This window comes from Streptomyces thermoalcalitolerans, assembly GCF_039525155.1.
GTDB lineage: Bacteria > Actinomycetota > Actinomycetes > Streptomycetales > Streptomycetaceae > Streptomyces > Streptomyces thermovulgaris.
In genome coordinates this window covers 39,514-63,265 of sequence record NZ_BAAAHG010000025.1, presented here as the reverse complement: position 1 = coordinate 63,265, position 23,752 = coordinate 39,514, and the positions used below count along the sequence as shown (strand labels likewise).

Sequence of the window (23,752 nt, the reverse complement as noted above, 5' to 3'; positions counted from 1 at the left end):
GCATCAGCGGCAACTGACGGGTACGTGCAAATTATTTGGGATGCCCCGGAATAGGAACACAATGACACCTCGACTCGTTCTCATTACGTGAGCACGACACCACCTGTTCTCGCCGCAGAGCTGGCACAGGCGTGGGCCGACATTCAGCGGTTCCACCCCGAGCTGCCAGATCTTGCCGCGCCTGAGTCCCTGATCGGGGAGTCGTCGTCCGCGTGCGGACGCGAACTCTCCTTCGAGCGACTGCTGCACGAGGCAGTCCATGGCATCGCCGCCGCGCGCGGGGTGCGCGACACCTCCCGCGCCGGCCGCTACCACAACCGCAGGTTCCTCGCGATCGCCGAGGAACTGGGCCTGGACCATCCCGAGGAGCCGCACCCGAGCAGCGGTTTCTCCCTGGTCCGGCTCAGCCCCGAGGCGAAGCGGCGGTACCGCCCGACGATCGAGCGCCTTCAGCGGGCGCTGAAGGCGCACATGGCGGCCACGTCCGCCGACACCAGCCGCACCTTCCGCGGCCCGGCCGCCCGCCACGGCTCCTCCGGCGGCGGCGTCCGGGTCAAGGCGGTGTGCGACTGCGGTCGCAACGTCCGGGTCGTCCCCTCGGTCCTGGCCCAGGCCCCGATCGTGTGCGGCGGCTGCGGCCAGCCGTTCCGGATTCCGGAACCCGTGGGAGCGACGGCAGGCTAGGAACGCGGCTGCTCGTGGCAGCCGCGCTCCGTGACCGACCGACAGGCAGGCGCGCGCCGCAGGGTGCGCGGCCGCGGACAGTCGTGCCTCCCCCGGGCCTCTCGGGCAGGGGCCCGGGGGAGGCGCGGGCGGGCGCGGCGGCACCCCGCGGCGCGGGCCGGCGCACCCACCCGCGGCACCCGGGGCTCCGGGTGCCGCCCGAGCATGCCCGAGCACGGTTCGGGCCCCGCCCTCCGCCGAAGGAGCCCTGCGGGGTATGGCACAATGGCTAGCTGTACTCGACAGCCGCCAGGATCCCTCTCTCCTCCGGCTGACGCGTCCACCGGGCACCTCGGACACCGCATCCCCACGCGGTGGTTTCGCCGTGCCCACCACGTCAATTCCAGGAGAACCCACTCCCGTGGCAGTCAAGATCAAGCTGAAGCGTCTGGGCAAGATCCGTTCGCCTCACTACCGCATCGTCGTCGCCGACTCCCGTACGCGTCGCGACGGCCGGGCGATCGAGGAGATCGGTCTGTACCACCCGGTGCAGAACCCCTCGCGCATCGAGGTCAACTCCGAGCGTGTGGCGTACTGGCTTTCCGTCGGCGCTCAGCCGACCGAGCCGGTGCTCGCCATCCTGAAGAAGACCGGTGACTGGCAGCGGTTCAAGGGCGAGCCCGCTCCCGCCCCGCTGCTGCAGCCGGAGGAGAAGGCCCCGCGCCCGTCGTTCGAGGCCCTCACCGGGGACGACGAGGCCAAGGGTGAGGCGATCACCCCGAAGAAGAAGGCTGAGAAGAAGGACGAGGCCGCTGCCGAGTCCGAGTCGACCGAGGCCTGAGCAGCATGCTCGAAGAGGCGCTTGAGCACCTCGTGAAGGGCATCGTCGACAACCCTGACGATGTGCAGGTCGCCTCGCGCAACCTGCGCCGCGGGCGCGTGCTCGAGGTCCGGGTCCATCCCGACGACCTCGGCAAGGTGATCGGCCGCAGCGGCCGTACCGCACGCGCCCTGCGCACCGTCATGGGCGCTCTCGGCGGCCGTGGGATCCGCGTCGACTTCCTCGACGTGGACCACGTCCGCTGACGCCCGTCGCAGACGGCTCGAGCCGGTGCGGCGGACCGGGTCGCGGAGAAGCGCCGGTTTCCTTTCGGCACACCAGGGCGGGGCCCGGCGCGTCCGGACGTACAGCGGAGGAGGGAGCCGACGCACACGGCGTCGGCGACCGGTGACCACGCGGGGACGGGCGTGCCGGGCCCCGCGTGTGCGACAAGGATCCGCCGGACCGGCCCAGGGCCTGTCTCTTGGATCAGGCCTTGGGGGCCGGGGAAGGCTGCTGAGCCGTCCCCGGCCCGCAGTCGTCATGACAGGAGATTCTCGCAAGTGCAGCTGGTAGTCGCACGGATCGGCCGCGCCCACGGCATCAAGGGCGAGGTCACCGTGGAGGTGCGTACCGACGAGCCGGAACTCAGGCTCGCCCCCGGCGCCGTCCTGGCCACCGATCCGGCGAGCGCCGGACCGCTGACCATCGAGGCGGGCCGCGTGCACAGCGGCCGCCTGCTTCTGCGCTTCAAGGGCGTGACCGACCGCAACGCCGCCGAGGCCCTCCGCAACACCCTCCTGATCGCCGAGGTCGACCCGGAGGAGCTTCCCGAGGGCGAGGACGAGTACTACGACCACCAGCTGATCGACCTCGACGTCGTCACCGAGGACGGCACGGAGGTCGGCCGGATCACCGAGATCTCCCACCTGCCCCACCAGGACCTGCTCATCGTCGGGCGCCCGGACGGCCGGGAGGTGATGATCCCCTTCGTCGAGGAGATCGTCACCGAGATCGATCTGGCGCGGCAGCGGGCCGTCGTCGCCCCGCCGCCCGGCCTGCTCGACGACCGCGCCGAGGTGGTCTCGCCCAAGGACGACAACGCATGAGGATCGACGTCGTCACGATCTTCCCCGAGTACCTCGAGCCGCTGAACGTCTCCCTCGTCGGCAAGGCACGCGCGCGTGGACAGCTGAACGTGCACGTGCACGACCTGCGCGCGTGGACGTACGACCGGCACCACACGGTCGACGACACCCCCTACGGCGGCGGCCCCGGCATGGTGATGAAGACCGAGCCCTGGGGAGAAGCCCTCGACACCGTCCTCGCCGACGGCTACGAGGCCGGCGCCCACGCGCCCGTGCTCGTCGTCCCGACACCCAGCGGCCGTCCCTTCACCCAGGAACTCGCCGTCGAGTTCTCCGCACGCCCCTGGCTGATCTTCACGCCCGCCCGCTACGAGGGCATCGACCGCCGGGTCGTGGACGAGTACGCCACCCGGATGCCCGTCCACGAGGTGTCCATCGGCGACTACGTCCTCGCCGGCGGGGAAGCGGCCGTCCTGGTCATCACCGAGGCCGTGGCCCGGCTGCTGCCCGGCGTCCTCGGCAACGCCGAGTCCCACCGCGACGACTCCTTCGCGCCCGGCACCATGGCCAACCTCCTGGAGGGGCCCGTCTACACCAAGCCCCCCCTCTGGCGCGGCCGCGGCGTCCCCGAGGTGCTGCTCAGCGGTCATCACGGGAGGATCGCCCGCTGGCGCCGCGACGAGGCCCTCAGACGGACGACGGCCAACCGGCCCGACCTCATCGAGCGCTGCGATCCCGGGGCCTTCGACAAGAAGGACCGGGAGACGCTGTCCCTCCTGGGCTGGGAGCCGGACCCCGACGGCGAGCCGTACGGCAGATTTTGGCGCCGGACCAAGGGCGTGGAAGAATAGCGCGATGTTGTGCGCCGTCCGGCGTGCGTCCCTGCCACAGGGGGATACGACGCCCGCTCCGACCCGCACAGCAGTGATCCCGAACCTCTAGTTCCCGTTGATGACCTGTGGCATCAGCGAAGAAAGCAGACGACATGTCTCACCTGCTCGACACCGTCGATGCCGCATCGCTCCGCACGGACATCCCGGACTTCCGCCCGGGTGACACCGTCAACGTCCACGTCCGCGTCATCGAGGGCAACCGCTCCCGTGTGCAGCAGTTCAAGGGCGTGGTGATCCGCCGCCAGGGCTCCGGCGTGCGCGAGACCTTCACCGTCCGCAAGGTCTCCTTCTCCGTCGGCGTCGAGCGCACCTTCCCGGTGCACACCCCGATCGTCGAGAAGATCGAGCTGGTCTCCAAGGGCGACGTGCGCCGCGCCAAGCTGTACTACCTGCGTGACCTGCGCGGCAAGGCCGCGAAGATCAAGGAGAAGCGCGAGAACTGAGCGCTCTCCGGGCCACGGAGCGGGGCCGGATACCATTCGGCCCCGATGGACACCGAAGCACAGCCGACGGAGCGCGACCGCTCCTCCCGCCCGTTTGACGCCGGAGCCGAGCAGGCTCCGGGCGCGCGAGGGCCGGAGGACCGGTCGCGTTCGGCGTTGACGGCGCGGCTCGCCGAGTGGTTCCCCGGTGGGCGGATCACCCTGACCGTGCTGGTCTGTCTGGCCTTCCTGCTGCTCCTCCACACGTTCGTGGTGCAGCCGTTCCAGGTTTCGAGCGGCTCCATGGAGCGGGGATTGAGGGCCGGGGACCGCGTCGCCGTAAATAAGGTGGCATACCGTTTCGGTGCCGCACCGCGGCGCGGTGATGTCGTCGTGTTCGACGGAACCGGGTACTTCGGGGACGCCGACTACATCAAACGCGTTGTGGGTGTAGGGGGAGACCATGTGGTCTGCTGCGACAAGGACGGGAGGATCCAGGTGAACGGCCGGTCGGTCGACGAGTCGTCGTTCCTCTACCCCGGTGACCGCCCCTCCGCGGTGCCGTTCGACGTCGTCGTGCCCGACGGCACCCTGTTCGTCCTCGGCGACCACCGCAGCGCCTCCCGCGACTCCCGCGACCACCTGGGCTCGCCGGGCGGCGGCATGATCCCGGTCGGCGAGGTGGTCGGCCGGGCGGACCGGATCGTCTGGCCCCCCGACCGCTGGGCCCGACTGGACCGCCCCGACGCCTACGCGCGCGTGCCCGCCGCGGCCGGTTCCCCGGACGGCGCCCGTGGGTAGCCGAGGCAGACCACGCGGCGTCCCCGCCAGCGCCATCAACAACCCCCTGCCCACCGGGATGCGGCGTGCCGTCAGCCCGGCCGGCGGCCGTACCCGCGTCGAGCGGCGCAAGCTGCAGCGCAAGGTCAGGCGCAAGCGCAGGCGCTCCGCGATCCGGGAGATACCGCTGCTCGTCGGCGTCGCCGTGCTCATAGCCCTGGTGCTGAAGACCTTCCTCGTCCAGGCCTTCGTGATCCCGTCGGGCTCCATGGAGCAGACCATCCAGATCGGCGACCGGGTCCTGGTCGACAAGCTGACCCCCTGGTTCGGCTCCAAGCCGAAGCGCGGGGACGTCGTGGTCTTCCACGACCCGGGCGGCTGGCTGGCCGGCGAGCAGACCGTCGCCAAGAAGGAGGACCCTGTCGTCGTCAAACAGATCAAGCAGGGTCTCACCTTCATCGGCCTGCTGCCCTCCGACGACGAGAAGGACCTCATCAAACGGGTCGTCGGCGTCGGCGGGGACCGCGTCAAGTGCTGCGACGCGCAGGGCAGGGTGACCGTCAACGGCGTCCCCCTGAGCGAGGAGGAGTACCTCTACCCGGGCAACGCCCCGTCCAGCGTGCCGTTCGACATCACCGTTCCCCCGGGCCGGCTGTGGGTGATGGGCGACCACCGGGACAACTCCGCCGACTCGCGCGCCCACCAGGACACCGAGTACGGCGGCACGGTCTCGGAGGACTCCGTGGTGGGACGTGCCGTGGTGATCGGCTGGCCCATCGGGCGCTGGTCCATGCTGAGGGAGCCGAAAACCTTCTCGGCGGTGTCCGACGCGACGGCCGGGTCGACCGCCGCTGCCCAGGAGTCGCATAGGGTTGTTCCCAGCAGTTGGCACAACAGGTGGAATGGACCCGTTCAACTCCCGACCCCTGCGGAACTCCCGCTCGTTATGGGAGTAGTGGGCCTGCGCCGGGCGTGGTGCGGGCGGCGGCACGGAGTAAGGAGTTGGCGTGGGGGATGCGGCGTTCGGCGCACGGTCGGGACACGGCGGCGAGGAGCATCGCGGACGCCCTGTGAGGGCGGCCGGTCCCGTCGCGGGCAGCGCCACGCCCTTCGGGAGTGAGAGCACGGCAGCCGAGGACGGCACAGTGACGGAGCACAGGGGCGGCGCCGGTCAGGGGAGCGGCGGCAGCCGGCAGGGAGCGAAACAGCGCTCCTTCTGGAAGGAGCTGCCCATCCTGATCGGCATCGCACTGGTGCTGGCGCTGCTGATCAAGACCTTCCTGGTACAGGCGTTCTCGATTCCCTCGGACTCGATGCAGAACACACTGCAGCGAGGCGACCGGGTCCTGGTCGACAAGCTGACCCCCTGGTTCGGCTCCCAGCCCGGGCGCGGCGAGGTCGTCGTCTTCCACGACCCGGACAACTGGCTGGCCGGAGAGCCGACGCCCAGCCCCAACGCGCTGCAGAAGGTGCTCACCTTCATCGGCCTGATGCCCTCCGCGGAGGAGAAGGACCTCATCAAGCGGGTCATCGGCGTGGGCGGCGACACCGTCGAGTGCAAGGGCACCGGCCCGCTGCTGGTCAACGGCCACGCGCTGAACGAGCCGTACGTCTACCCGGGCAACACGCCGTGCTCCATGGACGAGCAGGGCGGCCAGTTCAAGGTGAAGGTGCCCGAGGGATTCATCTGGGTCATGGGCGACCACCGGCAGAACTCACGGGACTCGCGCTACAACCAGGGCGACAAGAACCACGGCATGGTCCCGGTCGACAAGGTGGTCGGACGCGCCATCGTCAAGGCCTGGCCGATCAACCGCTGGGGCGCCCTGCCCGTTCCGGACACCTTCGACCAGCCGGGCATCGGCTCGCAGTCCTCGGCGGCCGGCTCCGTGGCGGTGGCCCCTTACGGCGTGGCCCTGACCGCGGTCGCGCCGGTGGCGCTGTGGCGGCGCAGGCGGGCCGCGAAGGTCCGGACGACCGGCAACGCGAGCACGACGACGGCCACGGGCAGCCGCTGAGCCACCGAGGAACCCTCCTCCAGCGGGGATTCACCACGGATCTCTCGTGCGGCTCCCGGCGGCGGCCGGGAGCACCGGGAGCACCGGGAACACCGGGGAACATCGGAAACGAGGACTGCCCCGTCCCCGGTACCGCCCGGTAGGGTGCGGGGCCATGGGTGGCGAGAGCACGACGGGCACGGCCCCGCGCGGGGACGGCACGGGCAGAAGCCCGGCGGGAGGCAGGACCGGGCAGTGGCTGTCCGGACTGGCCGTGGCGCTGGGCCTGCTGCTGTTCCTCGGCGGATTCGCCTGGGCGGCGGTGGTCTACCGGCCGTACATGGTGCCCACCGGTTCGATGGCGCCGACCATCGACAGGGGCGCCCGGGTGCTGGCCCAGCGGGTGGACGGCGACGAGGTGCGCCGCGGTGACGTCGTCGTCTTCCGGGACAGGACGTGGGCACAGGACACACCCGTGATCAAGCGGGTGGTCGCCGTCGGCGGGGACACGGTCTCCTGCTGCACACAGGGCAGGCTGACCGTCAACGGCCGGCAGATCGACGAGCCGTACCTGAAGGGCGGCGCCGCGGGGGCCGGCGGCTTCCCGGAGGTCCGGGTGCCGCAGGGGCGGCTGTTCCTGCTCGGCGACGAGCGCCGGGGCTCCCTGGACTCCACCGCCCATCTGACGGACGCGGCCGAGGGCACCGTCTCGCGCGACGCCGTGAGCGCCCGGGTCGATGCCGTGGTGTGGCCGATGAACGGCATGCTGGAGCGTCCCACCGGCTTCGAGCCGCTCGGCCCCCTGTCCCGGCCGGGCCCGCTGCGCACCATGGTCTTGATGATCGTCTCCGGTGCCGGCCTCGTCCTCGCCGGCGCCGCCTACGGCCCGGTCGCCCGGCTGCTGGGCGGCTCGCGCGCCCGCGCGAGGACCGCGAGGACGGGGACGGAGTCCGCCGGTGTCCGCTGAGACGGAGCAGACGCTCGGGGGCGGACTGCGCAAGGTGGCACGGGTGGTCCTGCTCGACCCCGAGGACCGCATCCTGCTGCTGCACGGCCACGAGCCGGACGACCCGGCCGACGACTGGTGGTTCACCCCCGGCGGCGGCCTGGAGGGCACCGAGACGCGCGAGGAAGCGGCCCTGAGGGAACTCGCGGAGGAGACCGGCATCACCGAGGTCGAGCTCGGCCCGGTGCTGTGGCGCCGCAGGTGCTCGTTCCCGTTCGCGGGCCGACGCTGGGAGCAGGACGAGTGGTACTACCTGGCCCGGACGGACCGGACGGCGACCGCGGCCACGGCCCTGACCGAGCTGGAGCGGCGCAGTGTCGCCGGAGCGCGCTGGTGGACGTGTCAGGAACTGATCCGGACACATGAGACGGTGTATCCGACCAGACTCGCCGAGCTGCTGCGCGCACTGCTCGACGAAGGCCCCCCGGCCAGGCCCGTGGAGCTGGGCACGGAGATTGCCTAGTGGGGCACGGGACTGGCGCACAATGGGGGGACCGCACGGCTGAAGGGGAACATGCCATGAGCGCCGAGGACCTCGAAAAGTACGAGACCGAGATGGAGCTCAAGCTCTACCGGGAGTACCGCGATGTCGTCGGTCTGTTCAAATACGTGATCGAGACCGAGCGGCGCTTCTATCTCACCAACGACTACGAGATGCAGGTCCACTCGGTCCAGGGCGAAGTATTTTTCGAGGTGTCGATGGCCGACGCCTGGGTGTGGGACATGTACCGGCCGGCCCGGTTCGTGAAGCAGGTCCGCGTCCTCACGTTCAAGGACGTGAACATCGAGGAGCTGAACAAGACCGATCTGGAGCTGCCCAGCGGATGAGAGCAGCCGTTCCCCGCTCTGCTGCACCACTCACATGGGTGACTGAAGTGTCCACAACCCGCGAGTAACCCACCAAGATCCACTCGATCGGGGCGGATGCGTGACCGTGGGCGCCGGAGGTGGTGCCGACATGAACACCCATCGGGCACGCAGCGCACTCGGCAGATACGGAGAGGGTCTGGCCGCCCGCCGGCTGTCCCAGGCGGGCATGACGGTCCTGGAGCGCAACTGGCGCTGCGGCAGGACCGGCGAGATCGACATCGTGGCCCAGGACGGCGACGTCCTGGTCGTCTGCGAGGTGAAGACCCGCAGGGAGGGACTCTTCGGGCATCCGGTGGCCGCGGTCACGCCGCGGAAGGCCGAGCGGCTGCGCGGCCTGGCCGAACGCTGGATCCAGTCCCACGGAGGAGCACCCCCCGGAGGCGTCCGCATCGACGTGATCGGTGTGCTGCTGCCCCGGCGCGGCGCACCCGTCGTCGATCACGTACGAGGGGCGGCCTGATGGGATTCGCGCGTACGTGCTCCGTGGCCCTCGTCGGCGTCGAGGGCGTGGTCGTCGAGGTCCAGGCCGACCTCGAACCGGGCGTCGCCACCTTCACCCTGGTGGGCCTGCCGGACAAGAGCCTGAGCGAGAGCCGGGACCGGGTGCGGGCGGCGGTGGTCAACTCCGGCGGCGCCTGGCCGCAGAAGAAGCTCACGGTGGGCCTCAGCCCGGCCTCGGTGCCCAAGGCCGGCAGCGGCTTCGACCTGGCCGTGGCCTGCGCGGTGCTCGGCGCCGCCGAGCGGATCGACCCCCGGGTGCTCGCCGACCTCGTCATGATCGGCGAACTCGGCCTGGACGGCCGGGTACGGCCCGTGCGGGGCGTCCTGCCGGCGGTACTGGCCGCCGCCGACGCCGGATACGACCAGGTGGTCGTGCCCGAGTGCGCCGCCGCCGAGGCCGCGCTGGTACCGGGCGTCTCCGTGCTCGGCATCCGCAGTCTGCGGCAGCTGATCGCCGTGCTGACCGACGAACCGGTCCCCGAGGAGCAGCCGGACGAGCACAGCCGCCCGGACCTTCTCCTCGCCGGCCTGCGCGTGCCCGGCACGGGCGCGGCCGCCGGCATGCACGGACACGACCAGGAACACGACCTCGCCGACGTCGTCGGCCAGCTCCCCGCCCGTACGGCGGTGGAGATCGCCGCGGCCGGCGGGCACCACCTGTTCCTCGAAGGACCGCCCGGCGCCGGCAAGACCATGCTCGCCGAGCGGCTGCCCGCCCTCCTGCCCCGGCTCACCCGGGAGGAGTCCCTGGAGGTCACGGCGATCCACTCGGTGGCCGGACTTCTGCCGCCGGGCGAGCCGCTCATCGACCGTGCCCCCTACTGCGCCCCGCACCACTCGGCCACCATGCAGGCCCTCGTCGGCGGCGGCCCCGGCATGGCACGGCCCGGCGCCGTCTCCCTCGCCCACAGAGGCGTGCTCTTCCTGGACGAAGTCCCCGAGTTCGGCAGCCATGCCCTCGACGCCCTGCGCCAGCCCCTGGAGTCGGGGCATGTGGTGATCGCCCGCAGTGCGGGGGTCGTGCGGTTCCCGGCCAGGTTCCTGATGGTCCTCGCCGCCAATCCGTGCCCCTGCGGCCGTTTCACGCGACGGGACACCCTGTGCGAGTGCCCGCCCTCGGCGATCCGCCGCTACCAGGCCCGGCTGTCCGGACCGCTGCTCGACCGGGTCGACCTGCGCGTCGAGGTCGACCCCGTCACCCGCTCCGAGCTCGCCCGGCGCGACGCCCGCGGCGAGACCACGGCGGCGGTCGCCGACCGGGTGCGGGCCGCCCGGGAACGCGCGGCGGCGCGCCTCGCGGGAACGCCGTGGCGGAGCAACAGCGAGGTCCCCGGCCGCGAGCTGCGCAGCCGCTGGCACGCGGCCCCCGGCGCGATGGAGGCGGCCGAGCGCGGCCTGGAGCGCGGTGTTCTCACCGCCCGCGGCCTCGACCGCGTCCTGCGGGTCGCCTGGACGGTCGCCGACCTCGCCGGCCACGACCGGCCCGACGCCACGGACGTCGCCCTGGCCCTGCAGCTGCGCACCGGAGTGCCGCACGGTGCGCCCATGGCCATCGGGTCCCCGGCATGAGCACCCCGGCCGGACCCGACCGCGATCTGCTCGCCCGGGTCTTCCTCAGCCGGGTCCTCGAGCCCGGGGACGAGACCGGCGGACGGTGGCTGCGGGAGTTCGGCGCCGAGGAGGTGGCCCGGCGGCTGCGGAACGGGACGCCGCGGCTCGCCGGGGTGTCGGACAAGCGGTGGGCGGGACTGTGCGCGCGGGCGGCCCGGGCCGAGCCCGAGAAGGACCTCGCCCTCGCCCGTGCGTCCGGGACGCGGTTCGTGCGCCCCGGCGACCTCGAGTGGCCCGCCCAGCTCGACGACCTCGGCGACGCCCGTCCCACGGGACTGTGGGTGCGCGGCCGGCCCAGCCTGCGGATGTGGGCCCTGCGCTCGGTCGCCCTCGTCGGCGCCCGCGCCTGCACCCCGTACGGCGCCCACATGGCCGCCGGCCTCGCCGCAGGCCTCGCCGAACACGGCTGGGTGGTGGTCTCCGGCGGCGCCTACGGAGTCGACGGCGCCGCCCACCGCGGTGCGCTCGGTGCGGGCGGCGCCACCGTCTCCGTCCTGGCCTGCGGGGTCGACCGGCCCTATCCGCGCGGGCACACCGAGCTGATCGCCAGGATCGCGCGGCAGGGCCTGGTCGTCGGGGAGCTGCCGCCCGGCGACCACCCCACACCGAGCAGGTTCCTCGTCCGCAACCGGGTCATCGCGGCGCTCACCCGGGGCACCGTGGTCGTCGAGGCCGCCTGCCGCAGCGGGGCGCTGGTCACCGCGCGGGCGGCGCAGCGGCTGGGCCGTCACACCATGGGGGTGCCCGGCCCGGCCACCAGTGCGCTCTCCGCCGGTGTCCACGACCTCCTGCGCGGTGGGGCCACGCTGGTCACCGATGCCGCGGAGATCGTCGAGCTGGTCGGCGCCATGGGCGAACTCGCCCCCGACCGGCGCGGCCCCGTCCTCCCGCGCGACCTGCTGGAACCCGACGCCCGGCAGGTCCTGGCCGCACTGCCCGCCCGCGGCACGGCGACACCGGCCGAGATTGCCCGTGACGCCCGGACGACCCCGGACGACGTGATCGCGAGGCTGTACGAACTCCAGTCGCTCGGTTACGTCGAACGACTCGGCGAGGGATGGAAGTTGACACGCCAGGCGGTGGTCTCGGCCCGGACGGGCCGGAACGGGTGCTGACCGAGCGTGATCGACCGTCCGGGGGAATCACGGACTGCTCCGGGGATTCCCGCAGTCGGGCGTTTTTCCTGTCACCGAGGGTGACGTGTGTGACCTGACGGGGCGCACAGCGGAACGAATCTGCGCACGCCCCACACCCCGCTGTTCGCGCACCGCGACGCCCCAGTCACGCTACGCTCACGTGGTTCCGACCAGAAGGACGACTCCGACCGACAGTTCACCCAGACGTCCGTACTCCACGGCAGAACGGCACAAGGCGACGAATGCCCCAGCACACCTCCGGACCCGACCGGGCGGCGATCCCCCCAGCCGCCCGTGACGGTGGCAGCGTGCGGCCGCCCGCTCCCTCGACGCTCGACGAGCTGTGGCGGTCGTACAAGGCGACGGGGGACGACCGGCTGCGGGAGCAGCTGATCCTGCACTACTCGCCGCTCGTCAAGTACGTCGCGGGCCGGGTGAGCGTCGGCCTGCCGTCCAACGTGGACCAGGCCGACTTCGTCTCCTCCGGGATCTTCGGGCTCATCGACGCGATCGAGAAGTTCGACATCGACCGGGAGATCAAGTTCGAGACCTATGCGATCACCCGGATCCGGGGCGCGATGATCGACGAGCTGCGGGCACTGGACTGGATCCCCCGGTCGGTGCGGCAGAAGGCGCGCAACGTCGAGCGGGCCTACGCGACCCTGGAGGCCCGGCTGCGGCGCACCCCGACCGAGAGCGAGGTGGCCGCCGAGCTGGGCATCCCGGTGGAGGAGCTGCACGCCGTCTTCAGCCAGCTGTCGCTGGCCAACGTGGTGGCGCTGGAGGACCTGCTGCACGTCGGCGGCGAGGGCGGGGACCGGCTGAGCCTCATGGACACGCTGGAGGACACCGCCGCCGACAACCCGGTGGAGGTGGCCGAGGACCGGGAACTGCGCCGGTTCCTGGCCCGGGCGATCAACACGCTGCCCGAGCGGGAGAAGACCGTCGTCACGCTGTACTACTACGAAGGTCTCACGCTGGCCGAGATCGGCAATGTGCTCGGGGTGACCGAGAGCCGGGTCAGCCAGATCCACACCAAGTCGGTGCTGCAGCTGCGCGCCAAGCTGGCGAGCTTCGGGCGCTGACCCGGGCGGAGAAGCTCCTTCGGCACGGGGTGCGTCCGTACAGTGGAGGACGTGCCAAGGATTCGAGCGGCCACCGTGGCCGAGCACCGGTCGATGCAGCGAGCCGCCCTGCTGGACGCGGCACGGACTCTGCTGTCCGAGGGCGGGACGGAGGCGCTGACCTTCCCCGCCCTGGCCGAGCGGACGGGGCTCGCACGGTCGTCGGTGTACGAGTACTTCCGGTCACGGGCCGCCGTGGTCGAGGAGCTGTGCGAGGTCGACTTCCCGGTGTGGGCCGCGGAGGTCTCGGCGGCCATGGAGGCCGTCGACGGACCGGAGGCCAAGGTCGAGGCGTACATCCGCAAGCAGCTGGAGCTGGTGGGGGACCGGCGGCACCGGGCCGTCGTGGCGATCTCCGCGAGCGAGCTGGACGCCGGCGCACGGGAGAAGATCCGGGCCGCCCACGGGGGGCTCGTCGCCATGATCGTCGAAGCGCTGGAGGAGCTGGGGCACCGGCAGCCGCGCCTCGCGGCGATGCTGGTGCAGGGGATCGTGGACGCGGCGGTGCGCAGGAGCGAGCTGGGGGCCGCGGAGGACCCCGGGCAGATCGCGGAGGCCGCGGTGGCGATGGCCCTGCGCGGGGTGCGCGGCTGAGACCACTCGGCTGAGACCGCTCGACCGCGGCCGATCCGTCCAGGCGTCCAGCGCCCGGGGCGGGGAGCCCCGGAGGGTCCCGGAGCCCGGGACGGCACAAGCGGACACAAGCGGACACGGAGACGCGGAGGTCTCCGTGCGCAGGGTGCGCGGGGCTACGGCGGCAGCGGCACCCCCGGCACCGGCAGCAGCCGCGTCGGACCGTTCAGCAGCCACGGCGGGAGCAGCAGCAGAGGGTTCAGATAGACCGTGCCGCGCAGCAGGCCCCAGTGGAGGCAGGCGCCCCCGCAGTGCGACCCCGTCGCCTGCACCGTGCCGACGATCCCGCCCGCGGCCACCCGGTCGCCCTTCCGCACCGACGCGCTCACCGGCTCGTACGTCGTCCGCAGGGGCGGGTCCCCCGTGCCCGTCAGCTCGATCGACACCACCCCCCTTCCGGCCACCGGGCCCGCGAAGAACACCCGCCCCACCGCCACCGCCCGTACGGGAGCGCCCGGCGGGGCGCCGAGGTCCACGCCCCGGTGCCCCGGGCCGTAGACCGTCGCCGGCGGTTCCCAGCCCCGCAGCACCGGCGGACGCACCCCCACCGGCCACGTCCGGCCCACGGCCGGCACCGGCGCCTGACCTTCCCCCGGTTCCCCGGCCGCTCCCGGCCTCCCCGGGTCCGCGCCGGCCGGCCCCGGGTCCGCGCCGGCCGGCGGAGCCGGCCCGCCGCCCTGTGCACCACCCGCCCATACCACCGGGGCCGCCGACAGCGCCAGAACTCCCGCCAGCAGCCCGAGCCGGACGGCCGCATCCCGCAGCACACCCCGCATCACGTCCCGCATCGCACGCATCCGCACCATGCGCCCACCGTCCCGCACGTGACCGAATCCGGCCGGGACCTGTGGACAACTCGCCGGTTGTGGACAGCGGCGTCACCCGGCGCCCTCCCGGTCCCGTACACTTCTGATGGCGACTCGGACCCCCGGGTCGACTTCGCACGCCCCGACACCGGCCGGCAACGTCCGGTGTCAGCGCCTCTCGGTCCCCCGTGGCACGGCGCACCGCGGGCGTCAGGCGCGGAGGCCGTCCGGCATCCGCGGTACAACCGAGAAACAAGGAGAGAACGGCCATGGCCGTCGTCACGATGCGGGAGCTGCTGGAGAGCGGCGTCCACTTCGGTCACCAGACCCGCCGTTGGAACCCGAAGATGAAGCGCTTCATCTTCACCGAGCGCAACGGCATCTACATCATCGACCTGCTCCAGTCGCTGTCGTACATCGACCGCGCCTACGAGTTCGTCAAGGAGACGGTCGCCCACGGCGGCACGATCCTGTTCGTCGGCACGAAGAAGCAGGCGCAGGAGGCCATCGCCGAGCAGGCCACCCGCGTCGGCATGCCCTACGTCAACCAGCGCTGGCTGGGCGGCATGCTCACCAACTTCTCGACCGTCTACAAGCGTCTGCAGCGCCTGAAGGAGCTCGAGCAGATCGACTTCGAGGACGTCGCGTCCTCCGGTCTGACCAAGAAGGAGCTCCTGGTCCTCTCCCGTGAGAAGGCCAAGCTGGAGAAGACCCTCGGCGGTATCCGCGACATGCAGAAGGTGCCGAGCGCCGTCTGGATCGTGGACACCAAGAAGGAGCACATCGCGGTCGGCGAGGCCCGCAAGCTCAACATCCCGGTCGTCGCCATCCTCGACACCAACTGCGACCCCGACGAGGTCGACTACAAGATCCCGGGCAACGACGACGCGATCCGCTCCGTCACCCTGCTCACCCGTGTGATCGCCGACGCCGTCGCCGAGGGCCTCATCGCCCGTTCCGGCGGTGCCGGCGAGGGCAAGGGCGAGAAGGCCGCAGGCGAGCCGCTCGCCGAGTGGGAGCGCGACCTGCTCGAGGGCGAGAAGAAGACCGCCGAGGCCGCCGCTCCGGCCGCCGAGGCCGAGAAGCCGGCCGAGGCCGCTCCGGCCGCCGAGGGCGAGAAGGCCTGACCCGTCAGCCTCAGCGTTGACGGCGGGAGCGGGGACATGAAACCGCTCCCGCCGTTCACCCGTGGGTCAGCGGTGTGTCGGCGACCCACGCTCCACGGGGCGGCCAGGGATCCGCAGACCCCCTGATCTTCGATCTTCCAGACTTCGAGAAAGACTCACAGACTCATGGCGAACTACACCGCCGCCGACGTCAAGAAGCTTCGTGAGCTCACCGGCGCCGGCATGATGGACTGCAAGAAGGCGCTGGACGAGGCCGACGGCAACATCGAGAAGGCCATCGAGGCGCTGCGCATCAAGGGCCAGAAGGGCGTCGCCAAGCGCGAGGGCCGCTCCGCCGAGAACGGCGCCGTGGTCTCGGTCATCGCCGACGACAACTCCTCCGGTGTCCTCCTCGAGCTGAAGTGCGAGACGGACTTCGTCGCCAAGGGCGAGAAGTTCCAGACCGTCGCCAAGAACATCGCCGAGCACATCGCCAAGACCTCCCCGGCCGACCTCGAGGCCCTGCTGAACTCCGAGATCGAGCCGGGCAAGACCGTTCAGGCGTACGTGGACGAGGCCAACGCCAACCTCGGCGAGAGGATCGTCCTGGACCGCTTCGCGCAGTTCTCCGACGGCTTCGTGACCGCGTACATGCACCGCACGATGCCCGACCTGCCCCCGCAGATCGGTGTCCTCGTCGAGTTCGACAAGCCGAACCCCGAGGTCGCCAAGGGCATCGCCCAGCACATCGCCGCCTTCGCGCCGAAGTACCTCTCCAAGGACGACGTGCCGGCCGACGTGGTCGAGTCCGAGCGCCGGATCGCCGAGGAGACCACCCGCGCCGAGGGCAAGCCCGAGGCCGCGATCCCCAAGATCGTCGAGGGGCGTCTGAACGGCTTCTTCAAGGAGGTCACGCTGCTCAACCAGATGTACGCGCTCGACCAGAAGAAGCCGGTCCAGAAGGTTCTGGACGAGGCCGGTGTCACCCTGAAGCGCTTCACGCGCATCAAGGTCGGCATCTGAGAGTCTCGGGTCCGTACCGCGACGGACACCCGACCCGGATAGGGTCGACAGCAGTCGTCCACGTCGCCCGCGTACGCCGCCAGGCACGTGGGTGACGGACGACAGCAGATCTGACGAGGAGGCCATTGCCGCTGCACGGGATGCGAAACGCCCCGCCGGCAGTGGCCTTCTTCGCATGTGCACCACGTAGCAGAGGCGGGATCTCATGACCACCAAGGCCCAGAAGAGCGACGACGGCAAAGTACCCGGCCGGTTTCTGCTGAAGCTGTCCGGAGAGGCCTTCTCAGGCGGCGGGGGCCTGGGTGTCGACCCGGACGTGGTGCACGCCATCGCCCGTGAGATCGCGGCCGTCGTACGGGACGGCGCGCAGATCGCGGTCGTGATCGGCGGCGGCAACTTCTTCCGCGGTGCCGAGCTCCAGCAGCGCGGCATGGACCGCGCCCGCTCGGACTACATGGGCATGCTCGGCACGGTGATGAACTGCCTCGCCCTGCAGGACTTCCTGGAGAAGGAGGGCATCGACAGCCGGGTCCAGACGGCCATCACCATGGGCCAGGTCGCCGAGCCGTACATCCCGCTGCGCGCGGTGCGCCACCTGGAGAAGGGCCGTGTGGTCATCTTCGGTGCCGGTATGGGCATGCCGTACTTCTCCACCGACACCACTGCCGCCCAGCGGGCCCTGGAGATCGACGCCGAGGCACTGCTGATGGGCAAGAACGGGGTGGACGGGGTTTACGACTCCGACCCGAAGGCCAACCCGGACGCAGTGAAGTTCGACTCGCTCGGCTACGGCGAGGTCATCACGCGCGACCTGAAGGTCGCCGACGCCACAGCGATCACACTGTGCCGCGACAACAAGCTTCCGATCGTCGTCTTCGAGCTCCTGAAGGAGGGCAATATCGCTCGCGCCGTCAGGGGTGAGAAGATCGGCACGCTTGTGGGTGGCCAAGGCAGCCGGGACTGACCGGCGTGCCCCGACCGGGGTACGCGGGGAAGGACACCTGTCCGGAAACGGACGGGAGGGACCCGGACCGGGGGATGGACAATGTCCCGCCGGTCGGGAACCGTGCAGACAAAAAGACGCGACGCAGCCGGCCGCCGGCCCCCGACAAGGAACCGCAGCCGGGCCTTACTTCAAGACACGCAGGAGCAAGTGGTGATCGAAGAGACCCTCCTCGAAGCCGAGGAGAAAATGGAGAAGGCCGTCGTGGTCGCCAAGGAGGACTTCGCCGCGATTCGCACCGGCCGTGCGCACCCGGCGATGTTCAACAAGATCGTGGCCGACTACTACGGCGCACTGACCCCGATCAACCAGCTGGCCTCGTTCTCCGTGCCGGAGCCGCGCATGGCCGTCGTGACTCCGTTCGACAAGAGCGCGCTGCGCAACATCGAGCAGGCGATCCGCGACTCCGACCTGGGCGTCAACCCGACCAACGACGGCAACGTCATCCGCGTGGTGTTCCCCGAGCTCACCGAGGAGCGCCGGCGGGAGTACATCAAGGTCGCCAAGAGCAAGGGCGAGGACGCCAAGGTGTCCATCCGCTCGGTGCGGCGCAAGGCCAAGGACGCCATCGACAAGCTGGTCAAGGACGGCGAGATCGGCGAGGACGAGGGCCGTCGCGCGGAGAAGGAGCTCGACGACACCACCGCGAAGTACGTGGCCCAGGTGGACGAGCTCCTGAAGCACAAGGAAGCGGAACTGCTCGAGATCTGATGAACAACTCTTCCTGGGGGCCGCGGCAGGCCGGGTACTGGGGGCCCGCGGACCGGCCACCTGCTCAGGGACCCGTTCCGGGGGCGGCCCCGGCGGGTCCCACGTACGATGCGCATGACGCCCAGGGGACCCGCCCCATGCCCATCGTGCCCGACGGGCCCGCCGATGGCGGACACCAGGATGACGACCGGGGGGCCGCTCGGTTGGGTGGTCCCTCGTTTCGCGACGGCATGCCTCAGCCGCCGCAGCAGCCCCACCACGCGCCGCAGCAGCGGCCCCACGACACACCGCGGACGCAGTCCCTCCACGGGGCGGCGCCGCAGAATCCGGAACCCATGCCCGACGCTCCGCAGCCGGCTCCCGCGCCGCAGAAGAAGAGCGCGGGGCGCGACCTGGGCGCCGCCATAGGTGTCGGGGTCGGGCTCGGCGCGGTGATCGTCGCGTCGCTGTTCATCGTCAAGACCGTGTTCGTGGGGGTCATCGCGATCGCGGTTGTGGTCGGGCTGTGGGAGCTCACCAAGCGGCTCGAGGAGCGCAAGGGCATCAAGGCGCCGCTCGTGCCGCTGGCGGTCGGCGGAGCGGCCATGGTGGTCGCCGGGTATGCCCGAGGGGCCGAGGGGGCCTGGGTGGCGGTGGCGCTGACCGCGCTCGCCGTCCTGGTCTGGCGGATGACACAGCCGCCGCAGGACTATCTCAAGGATGTCACGGCCGGTGTGTTCGCGGCGTTCTACGTGCCGTTCCTGGCCACGTTCGTGGCGATGATGCTGGCCGCGGACGACGGACCCCAGCGGGTGATGACCTTCCTCGTCCTCACGGTGGTCAGCGACACGGGCGCGTACGCCATCGGCTGGCGCTTCGGCCGGCACAAGCTCGCCCCGCGCATCAGCCCCGGCAAGACCCGCGAGGGCCTGCTCGGCGCAATCGTCTTCGCGATGGCGGCGGGCGCGCTGTGCATGCAGTTCCTGATCGAGGGCGGCACCTGGTGGCAGGGCCTCCTCCTCGGCCTCGCGGTCGCCACCAGCGCGACCCTGGGCGACCTCGGCGAGTCCATGATCAAACGCGACCTGGGCATCAAGGACATGGGCACCCTGCTTCCCGGCCACGGCGGCATCATGGACCGCCTGGACTCCCTGCTGCCGACGGCTCCGGTGGTCTGGCTCCTGCTGGAGGTCTTCGTCGGCTCCGGCTGACCCACCCGGCACACTTCCGCACGGGTCCCCGCCCCCACCGGGCGGGGACCCGTCGGCGTTCCGGGCGTCGGTCGTTCCCGAGGCCCGCCGATAAGATCACCGCATGGGGCGGGCTCGCTTGGGGGACGACGGCAGATACCACGGCGATCTTCCGTGCCGCTGGTGCAACGCCCTCATCAGTCAGGACGGACGGCGCAGACCACGGCTCTACTGCAACCTCTGGCACCGGACGAAGACGTATTTCTCCTGGTGCATCGCACTGATCACCGACCTCTTCTGACCCCGCCACGGGCTCTCCACGGCCGACCGGATCCACCCCGGCGGATCCACGGCACCGGTACCACCACGCCCAAGCCCGGGAACCGGCAACAGATCGGTCAAAGGGGAGTTGGCCGGCTGACATCAACGGCTGACACCGACAGGCGCGGACGGCACCGGCCAACGCCGAAGGCCAACGGACGATCAGACGAGGACACCGGCCGGCCGACGGTGCCGACGCCCCATGACCGATCCGGTAAGGCTGAGGCCGAACCCGACATCCGCAGCACGCACGGTGCGCCGTCCTCACCGCTGGACGGCGCACCGTCGAGTGCAAGCACTCGGGTCTGTCCGATTTATTGTCGGATCACGTGAAGGTTCCGCCGAGGGATTTCCAGCCCTGTTCGGGCTGCCACTTGCTCCCGTCCCAGTGCCTGTGGTGCATCTGGCTGTCGGTGCCGATTCCGAATACATCGAGTCGGTCTTCTCCCCAGGAAACGACGCTGATCATCTCTTTGACGGTCATGCCTCCATCTCTTCTGTGAATTCCGGGTTGCTTGTCCGACGGTCGATCATCAGAAAATGCCCGTGGTGGGTTGGGTGGCGCTTGATGACAGGTTCAAGCAGAACCTGGGAACTGGCGAACCGCGCGCGGTTGTTCAACCCTCAATGAAGTGCGTATTCCGTCGCTGGCGTGCCGACGCGTCAAGGAATCAGCTGAACACACTGCCTACTAGCAACGTTACGAGTCCCAGGTGGCTGTGCAAACGGAGAATCCGTACGACGCGCGGTACCGGTGCGAGGCGGGCCCCAGTCGGACCGGGTGGAAAACGAACTTCTGAAAAGTGATCATGTTACCACCGACGGCAGTGACGGCAACGACGGTGGATACCAACGGCATTCAGCGGCCTGGCCCGGCGCCGGCAGGGGCATTGGCTGACTGCCCATCACGGCGTGCCCGCCTCTTCTCATCGCCTGGCCTTGCGGCTCAGTGCGGCGCAGTGGCACGGAGCCAGTCGGCGAGCGCGGAGAAGTCGGCGTCGGTGAGGCCCCTGGCCGGGTCGACGCGGTGCGGCAGCGACGGCCCGGGATGCCGGGCGGCGACCCAGAGGCGGTCCATGGCGCCGATCTCGTCGTCGACCCGGATGAACGGCCGGCGGCCGGCCCATTTCGACGAGGTGGCGGGTCTTCCAGTGCAGGCCGCGCGGGCCGTCGTCGGCGCAGGCGTCCGGTCACTCCACGACGGGCAGCCTCGGCAGTCCGATGCGTGGGGCGACGGCCTCGCTCGCCTCCTCCATCCAGGTCGAGACCCATACGAGCCGGCAGCCCAGGGCCATGAGGCGCGGCCCGAGGCCGGGGTCGAGCCGTCCGAGCAGCGGGTTCTCCTGGCCGGGGGACGTCCGGGAGCCGGAAGCGGGGTTTGCGGGCGACCGGACGACGCCCCGAACGGTATGAGCGGGCCGTCGACGTCGAGGAAGAGGAGGGGGCGCTCCGCCGCGCTGGTCACGGCGGTACCGCAGCCCGGCGCGGCGGGGGAGTGACACCCTCTGTCGCCGGGCCGTCTCTGGGCCGTCCGAGGCGACCCAACGGCGACCGGCGACGACCACCGCGGCGCACCGGCAGCCGCACCGGGCGACGCCCGCAGGTCACCCGAGTGGATCTGCGACACTGGTACCACCATGCCCAAGCCCGGAGAACTCACTTTCGTCGCCCCGCGCGGAGCCAAGAAGCCGCCGCGGCACCTTGCCGATCTGTCCCCCGCCGAGCGCAAGGAGGCCGTGGCCGCGATCGGCGAGAAGCCGTTTCGCGCCAAGCAGCTCTCGCGGCACTACTTCGCGCGGTACGCGTACGACCCGGAGCAGTGGACCGACATCCCCGCCGGGTCGCGCGCCAAGCTGCGTGAGGCGCTGTTCCCGGAGCTGATGACGGTCGTACGGCATCTGTCGACCGATCAGGGCGCCACCCGCAAGACCCTGTGGCGGCTCTTCGACGGCACGCTCGTGGAGTCCGTGCTCATGCGCTACCCGGACCGGGTGACCATGTGCATCAGCTCACAGGCGGGCTGCGGCATGAACTGTCCGTTCTGCGCCACCGGACAGGCGGGCCTCGACCGCAATCTGTCGACCGCCGAGATCGTGCACCAGATCGTCGACGGCATGCGCGCCCTGCGTGACGGCGAGGTCCCCGGCGGGCCGGCCCGGCTGTCCAACGTCGTGTTCATGGGCATGGGCGAGCCGCTCGCCAACTACAACCGCGTCGTCGCCGCCATCCGCGCCCTGACCGCGCCCGAGCCGGACGGCCTCGGGCTGTCCCAGCGGGGGATCACCGTCTCGACGGTGGGTCTGGTCCCGGCGATCCACCGGTTCGCCGACGAGGGCTTCAAGTGCCGGCTCGCCATCTCCCTGCACGCCCCCGACGACGAGCTGCGCGACACCCTCGTCCCCGTCAACACGCGGTGGAAGGTGCGGGAGGTGCTGGACGCCGGCTTCGCGTACACCGCCAAGTCCGGACGCCGGCTCTCCATCGAGTACGCGCTGATCCGGGACATCAACGACCAGGCGTGGCGCGGCGACCGGCTCGGCCGGCTGCTCAAGGGCAAGCCGGCGCATGTCAACCTCATCCCGCTCAACCCGACCCCCGGCTCCCGGTGGACCGCCTCACGGCCCGAGGACGAGAAGGCGTTCGTCGAGGCCATCGCCGCCCACGGGGTGCCGGTGACCGTCCGGGACACCCGCGGCCAGGAGATCGACGGAGCATGCGGACAGCTGGCTGCAACCGCCCGATAGGCGAACGGTAGTCTTAAAGCCGTACACATCTTCATAGTCCGACAGGGGAGCGCCACAGCGCTGAGAGTGCGGCACGGGCCGCAGACCCTCTGAACCTCGTCCAGGTCATTCTGGATAGGGAGATCGGTCTTCACTCGAGCTGTTGCGCCCTGCCCGGCATCCCCCCCGGATCCCGGGCAGGGCCGCGCCTCTTCCTGGCCAACCCCAGGAGCAACATCCAGTGCACAGCAAGACGTTCGTCGCCATGGCGATCGGGCTCGGCCTGGTCACGCTGTCCGCGTGCGGGTCGTCGAACGGCAAGAGCACCTCGTCGTCCGCGGACACCAAGACGGTGACTCTGGTCAGCCACACCTCGTGGGCTGTCTCCAAGGACGTCATCGCGGACTTCGAGAAGCGGTCCGGCTACACCGTCAAGGTCCTCAAGTCCGGCGACGCCGGCGAGGCCGTCAACAAGGCCATCCTCACCAAGGACCACCCGCAGGGCGACGTCTTCTTCGGCGTCGACAACACCCTGCTGTCCCGGGCCCTGGACAACGGACTGTTCCAGTCGTACCGGCCCAAGGAGTTCGACCGGATCCGGCCAGAGTACCGGGCCGAGGAGGCCGGACACCGGGTCACCCCGATCGACTCCGGCGACATCTGCGTCAACTACGACAAGAAGTACTTCGCCGACCGCAAGCTGGCCCCGCCGGCCACCTTCGACGACCTCGTCAAGCCGCAGTACAAGAACCTCCTCGTCACCGAGAACGCCGCCACCTCCTCGCCCGGCCTCGGCTTCCTGCTCGGCACCGTCGCGAAGTACGGCGACGCCGGCTGGCAGGACTACTGGAAGAAGCTCAAGGCCAACGGCGTCAAGGTCGTCGACGGCTGGGACGTGGCCTACAACCAGGAGTTCTCCGGCTCCGCCGGCGGCAGGAAGGCCAAGGGCGACCGGCCGCTGGTCGTCTCCTACGCCTCCTCGCCGCCCGCCGAGGTCGTCTACGCCGATCCGCGGCCGAAGGACGCGCCCACCGGGGTCGCGTACGGCACCTGCTTCCGGCAGGTCGAGTACGCCGGGCTGCTCGGCAACGCCAGGAACCCCGAGGGCGGCAAGGCACTTCTGGACTTCCTGGTCACCAAGAGGTTCCAGGAGGACATGCCGCTGAACATGTTCGTCCACCCGGTGCGTGAGGACGCCCAGGTGCCGCCGGAGTTCGCCAAGTACGGTCCCCCGGCCGAGAACCCCGAGACCATGGCTCCCGACAAGATCGCCGGCAACCGCGACCAGTGGGTCAAGTCGTGGACCTCGCTCGTCCTGAAGTAGCTCCGCGCGGGCGCCGTACGGG

General features: G+C 70.8%; 27 protein-coding genes and 1 pseudogene. 25 read left to right on the top strand and 3 right to left on the bottom strand.

What is annotated here, in order from left to right:
* The first annotated feature begins 87 nt into the window (after positions 1 to 87).
* The 17 genes from ABD224_RS16300 (at position 88) to ABD224_RS16220 (ending at position 13,505) form a co-directional block, all read left to right on the top strand.
* A complete protein-coding gene (locus ABD224_RS16300; RefSeq protein ID WP_067395657.1) occupies positions 88 to 684 on the top strand; it encodes a hypothetical protein in 597 nt (198 codons plus the stop codon).
* Positions 685 to 1,084: 400 nt separating this feature from the next.
* On the top strand, positions 1,085 to 1,504 hold the full coding sequence (rpsP, locus tag ABD224_RS16295) for a 30S ribosomal protein S16 (RefSeq protein WP_067395654.1): 420 nt from the start codon (positions 1,085 to 1,087) through the stop codon (positions 1,502 to 1,504).
* Positions 1,505 to 1,509: 5 nt separating this feature from the next.
* Positions 1,510 to 1,749, top strand: coding sequence for an RNA-binding protein (locus ABD224_RS16290; RefSeq protein WP_067395652.1), 240 nt, complete (start codon positions 1,510 to 1,512; stop codon positions 1,747 to 1,749).
* 297 nt (positions 1,750 to 2,046) lie between these two features.
* Positions 2,047 to 2,592 (top strand): ribosome maturation factor RimM, encoded by a 546-nt coding sequence (gene rimM, locus ABD224_RS16285; protein ID WP_344050313.1) that lies wholly within the window; start codon positions 2,047 to 2,049, stop codon positions 2,590 to 2,592.
* Positions 2,589 to 3,422 (top strand): tRNA (guanosine(37)-N1)-methyltransferase TrmD, encoded by an 834-nt coding sequence (gene trmD, locus ABD224_RS16280; protein WP_344050312.1) that lies wholly within the window; start codon positions 2,589 to 2,591, stop codon positions 3,420 to 3,422. The genes rimM and trmD overlap by 4 nt, the downstream gene beginning before the upstream one ends.
* Positions 3,423 to 3,556: 134 nt before the next feature.
* Positions 3,557 to 3,907, top strand: coding sequence for a 50S ribosomal protein L19 (gene rplS / locus ABD224_RS16275; protein ID WP_344050311.1), 351 nt, complete (start codon positions 3,557 to 3,559; stop codon positions 3,905 to 3,907).
* A 45-nt stretch (positions 3,908 to 3,952) separates the two neighbouring features.
* The gene (gene lepB / locus ABD224_RS16270; protein ID WP_344050310.1) at positions 3,953 to 4,687 is read left to right on the top strand and encodes a signal peptidase I; all 735 of its coding nucleotides are present in this window, start codon (positions 3,953 to 3,955) and stop codon (positions 4,685 to 4,687) included.
* Positions 4,680 to 5,786, top strand: coding sequence for a signal peptidase I (gene lepB / locus ABD224_RS16265; RefSeq protein WP_344050309.1), 1,107 nt, complete (start codon positions 4,680 to 4,682; stop codon positions 5,784 to 5,786). Before lepB (ABD224_RS16270) ends, lepB (ABD224_RS16265) begins: the two co-directional genes overlap by 8 nt.
* The gene (gene lepB / locus ABD224_RS16260; protein WP_344050308.1) at positions 5,674 to 6,684 is read left to right on the top strand and encodes a signal peptidase I; all 1,011 of its coding nucleotides are present in this window, start codon (positions 5,674 to 5,676) and stop codon (positions 6,682 to 6,684) included. Before lepB (ABD224_RS16265) ends, lepB (ABD224_RS16260) begins: the two co-directional genes overlap by 113 nt.
* 154 nt (positions 6,685 to 6,838) lie before the next feature.
* Entirely contained in the window at positions 6,839 to 7,630 is a 792-nt protein-coding gene (gene lepB / locus ABD224_RS16255; RefSeq protein WP_344050307.1) for a signal peptidase I, read from the top strand.
* Positions 7,620 to 8,132, top strand: coding sequence for an NUDIX hydrolase (locus ABD224_RS16250; protein WP_344050306.1), 513 nt, complete (start codon positions 7,620 to 7,622; stop codon positions 8,130 to 8,132). The genes lepB (ABD224_RS16255) and ABD224_RS16250 overlap by 11 nt, the downstream gene beginning before the upstream one ends.
* 56 nt (positions 8,133 to 8,188) lie before the next feature.
* A complete protein-coding gene (locus tag ABD224_RS16245; RefSeq protein WP_067395620.1) occupies positions 8,189 to 8,497 on the top strand; it encodes a DUF2469 domain-containing protein in 309 nt (102 codons plus the stop codon).
* Between the two features lie 100 nt (positions 8,498 to 8,597).
* The gene (locus ABD224_RS16240) at positions 8,598 to 8,999 is read left to right on the top strand and encodes a YraN family protein (RefSeq protein ID WP_344050305.1); all 402 of its coding nucleotides are present in this window, start codon (positions 8,598 to 8,600) and stop codon (positions 8,997 to 8,999) included.
* Positions 8,999 to 10,609 (top strand): YifB family Mg chelatase-like AAA ATPase, encoded by a 1,611-nt coding sequence (locus ABD224_RS16235; RefSeq protein WP_344050304.1) that lies wholly within the window; start codon positions 8,999 to 9,001, stop codon positions 10,607 to 10,609. The genes ABD224_RS16240 and ABD224_RS16235 overlap by 1 nt, the downstream gene beginning before the upstream one ends.
* Positions 10,606 to 11,766: a DNA-processing protein DprA gene (gene dprA, locus ABD224_RS16230; RefSeq protein ID WP_344050303.1), complete on the top strand. Its 1,161-nt coding sequence runs from the start codon at positions 10,606 to 10,608 to the stop codon at positions 11,764 to 11,766. The genes ABD224_RS16235 and dprA overlap by 4 nt, the downstream gene beginning before the upstream one ends.
* Before the next feature lie 263 nt (positions 11,767 to 12,029).
* Positions 12,030 to 12,872 (top strand): RNA polymerase sigma factor WhiG, encoded by an 843-nt coding sequence (gene whiG, locus ABD224_RS16225; protein WP_344050302.1) that lies wholly within the window; start codon positions 12,030 to 12,032, stop codon positions 12,870 to 12,872.
* 75 nt (positions 12,873 to 12,947) lie between these two features.
* Entirely contained in the window at positions 12,948 to 13,505 is a 558-nt protein-coding gene (locus ABD224_RS16220) for a TetR/AcrR family transcriptional regulator (protein ID WP_344050329.1), read from the top strand.
* 155 nt (positions 13,506 to 13,660) lie between these two features.
* On the opposite strand, the gene ABD224_RS16215 is transcribed toward ABD224_RS16220, so the two are convergent.
* On the bottom strand, positions 13,661 to 14,341 hold the full coding sequence (locus ABD224_RS16215) for a murein hydrolase activator EnvC family protein (RefSeq protein ID WP_344050327.1): 681 nt from the start codon (positions 14,339 to 14,341) through the stop codon (positions 13,661 to 13,663).
* A gap of 278 nt (positions 14,342 to 14,619) precedes the next feature.
* On the opposite strand from ABD224_RS16215, the gene rpsB reads away from it, so the two are divergent.
* From rpsB to ABD224_RS16185, 6 genes are all read left to right on the top strand, one after another.
* Positions 14,620 to 15,477 carry a 30S ribosomal protein S2 gene (rpsB, locus tag ABD224_RS16210; protein ID WP_344050301.1) on the top strand — a complete coding sequence of 286 codons (858 nt, stop codon included), beginning with the start codon at positions 14,620 to 14,622 and terminating at the stop codon, positions 15,475 to 15,477.
* A gap of 165 nt (positions 15,478 to 15,642) precedes the next feature.
* The gene (gene tsf / locus ABD224_RS16205) at positions 15,643 to 16,479 is read left to right on the top strand and encodes a translation elongation factor Ts (RefSeq protein WP_344050300.1); all 837 of its coding nucleotides are present in this window, start codon (positions 15,643 to 15,645) and stop codon (positions 16,477 to 16,479) included.
* 205 nt (positions 16,480 to 16,684) lie between these two features.
* A complete protein-coding gene (gene pyrH / locus ABD224_RS16200; RefSeq protein WP_344050299.1) occupies positions 16,685 to 17,443 on the top strand; it encodes a UMP kinase in 759 nt (252 codons plus the stop codon).
* 192 nt (positions 17,444 to 17,635) lie between these two features.
* On the top strand, positions 17,636 to 18,193 hold the full coding sequence (frr, locus tag ABD224_RS16195; protein ID WP_067395824.1) for a ribosome recycling factor: 558 nt from the start codon (positions 17,636 to 17,638) through the stop codon (positions 18,191 to 18,193).
* Positions 18,193 to 19,383 (top strand): phosphatidate cytidylyltransferase, encoded by a 1,191-nt coding sequence (locus tag ABD224_RS16190; RefSeq protein WP_344050298.1) that lies wholly within the window; start codon positions 18,193 to 18,195, stop codon positions 19,381 to 19,383. The genes frr and ABD224_RS16190 overlap by 1 nt, the downstream gene beginning before the upstream one ends.
* A gap of 103 nt (positions 19,384 to 19,486) precedes the next feature.
* Positions 19,487 to 19,663 (top strand): hypothetical protein, encoded by a 177-nt coding sequence (locus ABD224_RS16185; protein ID WP_344050297.1) that lies wholly within the window; start codon positions 19,487 to 19,489, stop codon positions 19,661 to 19,663.
* A 345-nt stretch (positions 19,664 to 20,008) separates the two neighbouring features.
* Here ABD224_RS16185 and ABD224_RS16180 read toward each other — a convergent pair whose 3' ends face one another.
* Positions 20,009 to 20,167 carry a hypothetical protein gene (locus tag ABD224_RS16180; protein ID WP_344050296.1) on the bottom strand — a complete coding sequence of 53 codons (159 nt, stop codon included), beginning with the start codon at positions 20,165 to 20,167 and terminating at the stop codon, positions 20,009 to 20,011.
* A 462-nt stretch (positions 20,168 to 20,629) separates the two neighbouring features.
* A pseudogene (locus ABD224_RS16175) lies at positions 20,630 to 21,148 on the bottom strand (HAD domain-containing protein).
* Positions 21,149 to 21,320: 172 nt separating this feature from the next.
* Between ABD224_RS16175 and rlmN the strand changes: the two are divergent.
* Both rlmN and ABD224_RS16165 read left to right on the top strand, forming a co-directional pair.
* Positions 21,321 to 22,427 (top strand): dual-specificity RNA methyltransferase RlmN, encoded by a 1,107-nt coding sequence (gene rlmN, locus ABD224_RS16170; RefSeq protein WP_344050294.1) that lies wholly within the window; start codon positions 21,321 to 21,323, stop codon positions 22,425 to 22,427.
* 244 nt (positions 22,428 to 22,671) lie between these two features.
* On the top strand, positions 22,672 to 23,730 hold the full coding sequence (locus tag ABD224_RS16165; protein ID WP_425580985.1) for a thiamine ABC transporter substrate-binding protein: 1,059 nt from the start codon (positions 22,672 to 22,674) through the stop codon (positions 23,728 to 23,730).
* Positions 23,731 to 23,752 lie beyond the last annotated feature (22 nt).

What these genes read in the sequence shown, in the direction of transcription:
- ABD224_RS16290 (WP_067395652.1), top strand. Translation starts at nt 1,510, where the DNA reads ATGCTCGAAGAGGCGCTTGAGCACCTCGTGAAGGGCATCGTCGACAAC.
- trmD (WP_344050312.1), top strand. Translation starts at nt 2,589, where the DNA reads ATGAGGATCGACGTCGTCACGATCTTCCCCGAGTACCTCGAGCCGCTG.
- rplS (WP_344050311.1), top strand. Translation starts at nt 3,557, where the DNA reads ATGTCTCACCTGCTCGACACCGTCGATGCCGCATCGCTCCGCACGGAC.
- lepB (WP_344050310.1), top strand. Translation starts at nt 3,953, where the DNA reads ATGGACACCGAAGCACAGCCGACGGAGCGCGACCGCTCCTCCCGCCCG.
- lepB (WP_344050307.1), top strand. Translation starts at nt 6,839, where the DNA reads ATGGGTGGCGAGAGCACGACGGGCACGGCCCCGCGCGGGGACGGCACG.
- ABD224_RS16245 (WP_067395620.1), top strand. Translation starts at nt 8,189, where the DNA reads ATGAGCGCCGAGGACCTCGAAAAGTACGAGACCGAGATGGAGCTCAAG.
- ABD224_RS16235 (WP_344050304.1), top strand. Translation starts at nt 8,999, where the DNA reads ATGGGATTCGCGCGTACGTGCTCCGTGGCCCTCGTCGGCGTCGAGGGC.
- dprA (WP_344050303.1), top strand. Translation starts at nt 10,606, where the DNA reads ATGAGCACCCCGGCCGGACCCGACCGCGATCTGCTCGCCCGGGTCTTC.
- whiG (WP_344050302.1), top strand. Translation starts at nt 12,030, where the DNA reads ATGCCCCAGCACACCTCCGGACCCGACCGGGCGGCGATCCCCCCAGCC.
- ABD224_RS16215 (WP_344050327.1), bottom strand. Translation starts at nt 14,341, where the DNA reads ATGCGTGCGATGCGGGACGTGATGCGGGGTGTGCTGCGGGATGCGGCC.
- rpsB (WP_344050301.1), top strand. Translation starts at nt 14,620, where the DNA reads ATGGCCGTCGTCACGATGCGGGAGCTGCTGGAGAGCGGCGTCCACTTC.
- tsf (WP_344050300.1), top strand. Translation starts at nt 15,643, where the DNA reads ATGGCGAACTACACCGCCGCCGACGTCAAGAAGCTTCGTGAGCTCACC.
- pyrH (WP_344050299.1), top strand. Translation starts at nt 16,685, where the DNA reads ATGACCACCAAGGCCCAGAAGAGCGACGACGGCAAAGTACCCGGCCGG.
- ABD224_RS16190 (WP_344050298.1), top strand. Translation starts at nt 18,193, where the DNA reads ATGAACAACTCTTCCTGGGGGCCGCGGCAGGCCGGGTACTGGGGGCCC.
- ABD224_RS16185 (WP_344050297.1), top strand. Translation starts at nt 19,487, where the DNA reads ATGGGGCGGGCTCGCTTGGGGGACGACGGCAGATACCACGGCGATCTT.
- ABD224_RS16180 (WP_344050296.1), bottom strand. Translation starts at nt 20,167, where the DNA reads ATGACCGTCAAAGAGATGATCAGCGTCGTTTCCTGGGGAGAAGACCGA.
- rlmN (WP_344050294.1), top strand. Translation starts at nt 21,321, where the DNA reads ATGCCCAAGCCCGGAGAACTCACTTTCGTCGCCCCGCGCGGAGCCAAG.
- ABD224_RS16165 (WP_425580985.1), top strand. Translation starts at nt 22,672, where the DNA reads ATGGCGATCGGGCTCGGCCTGGTCACGCTGTCCGCGTGCGGGTCGTCG.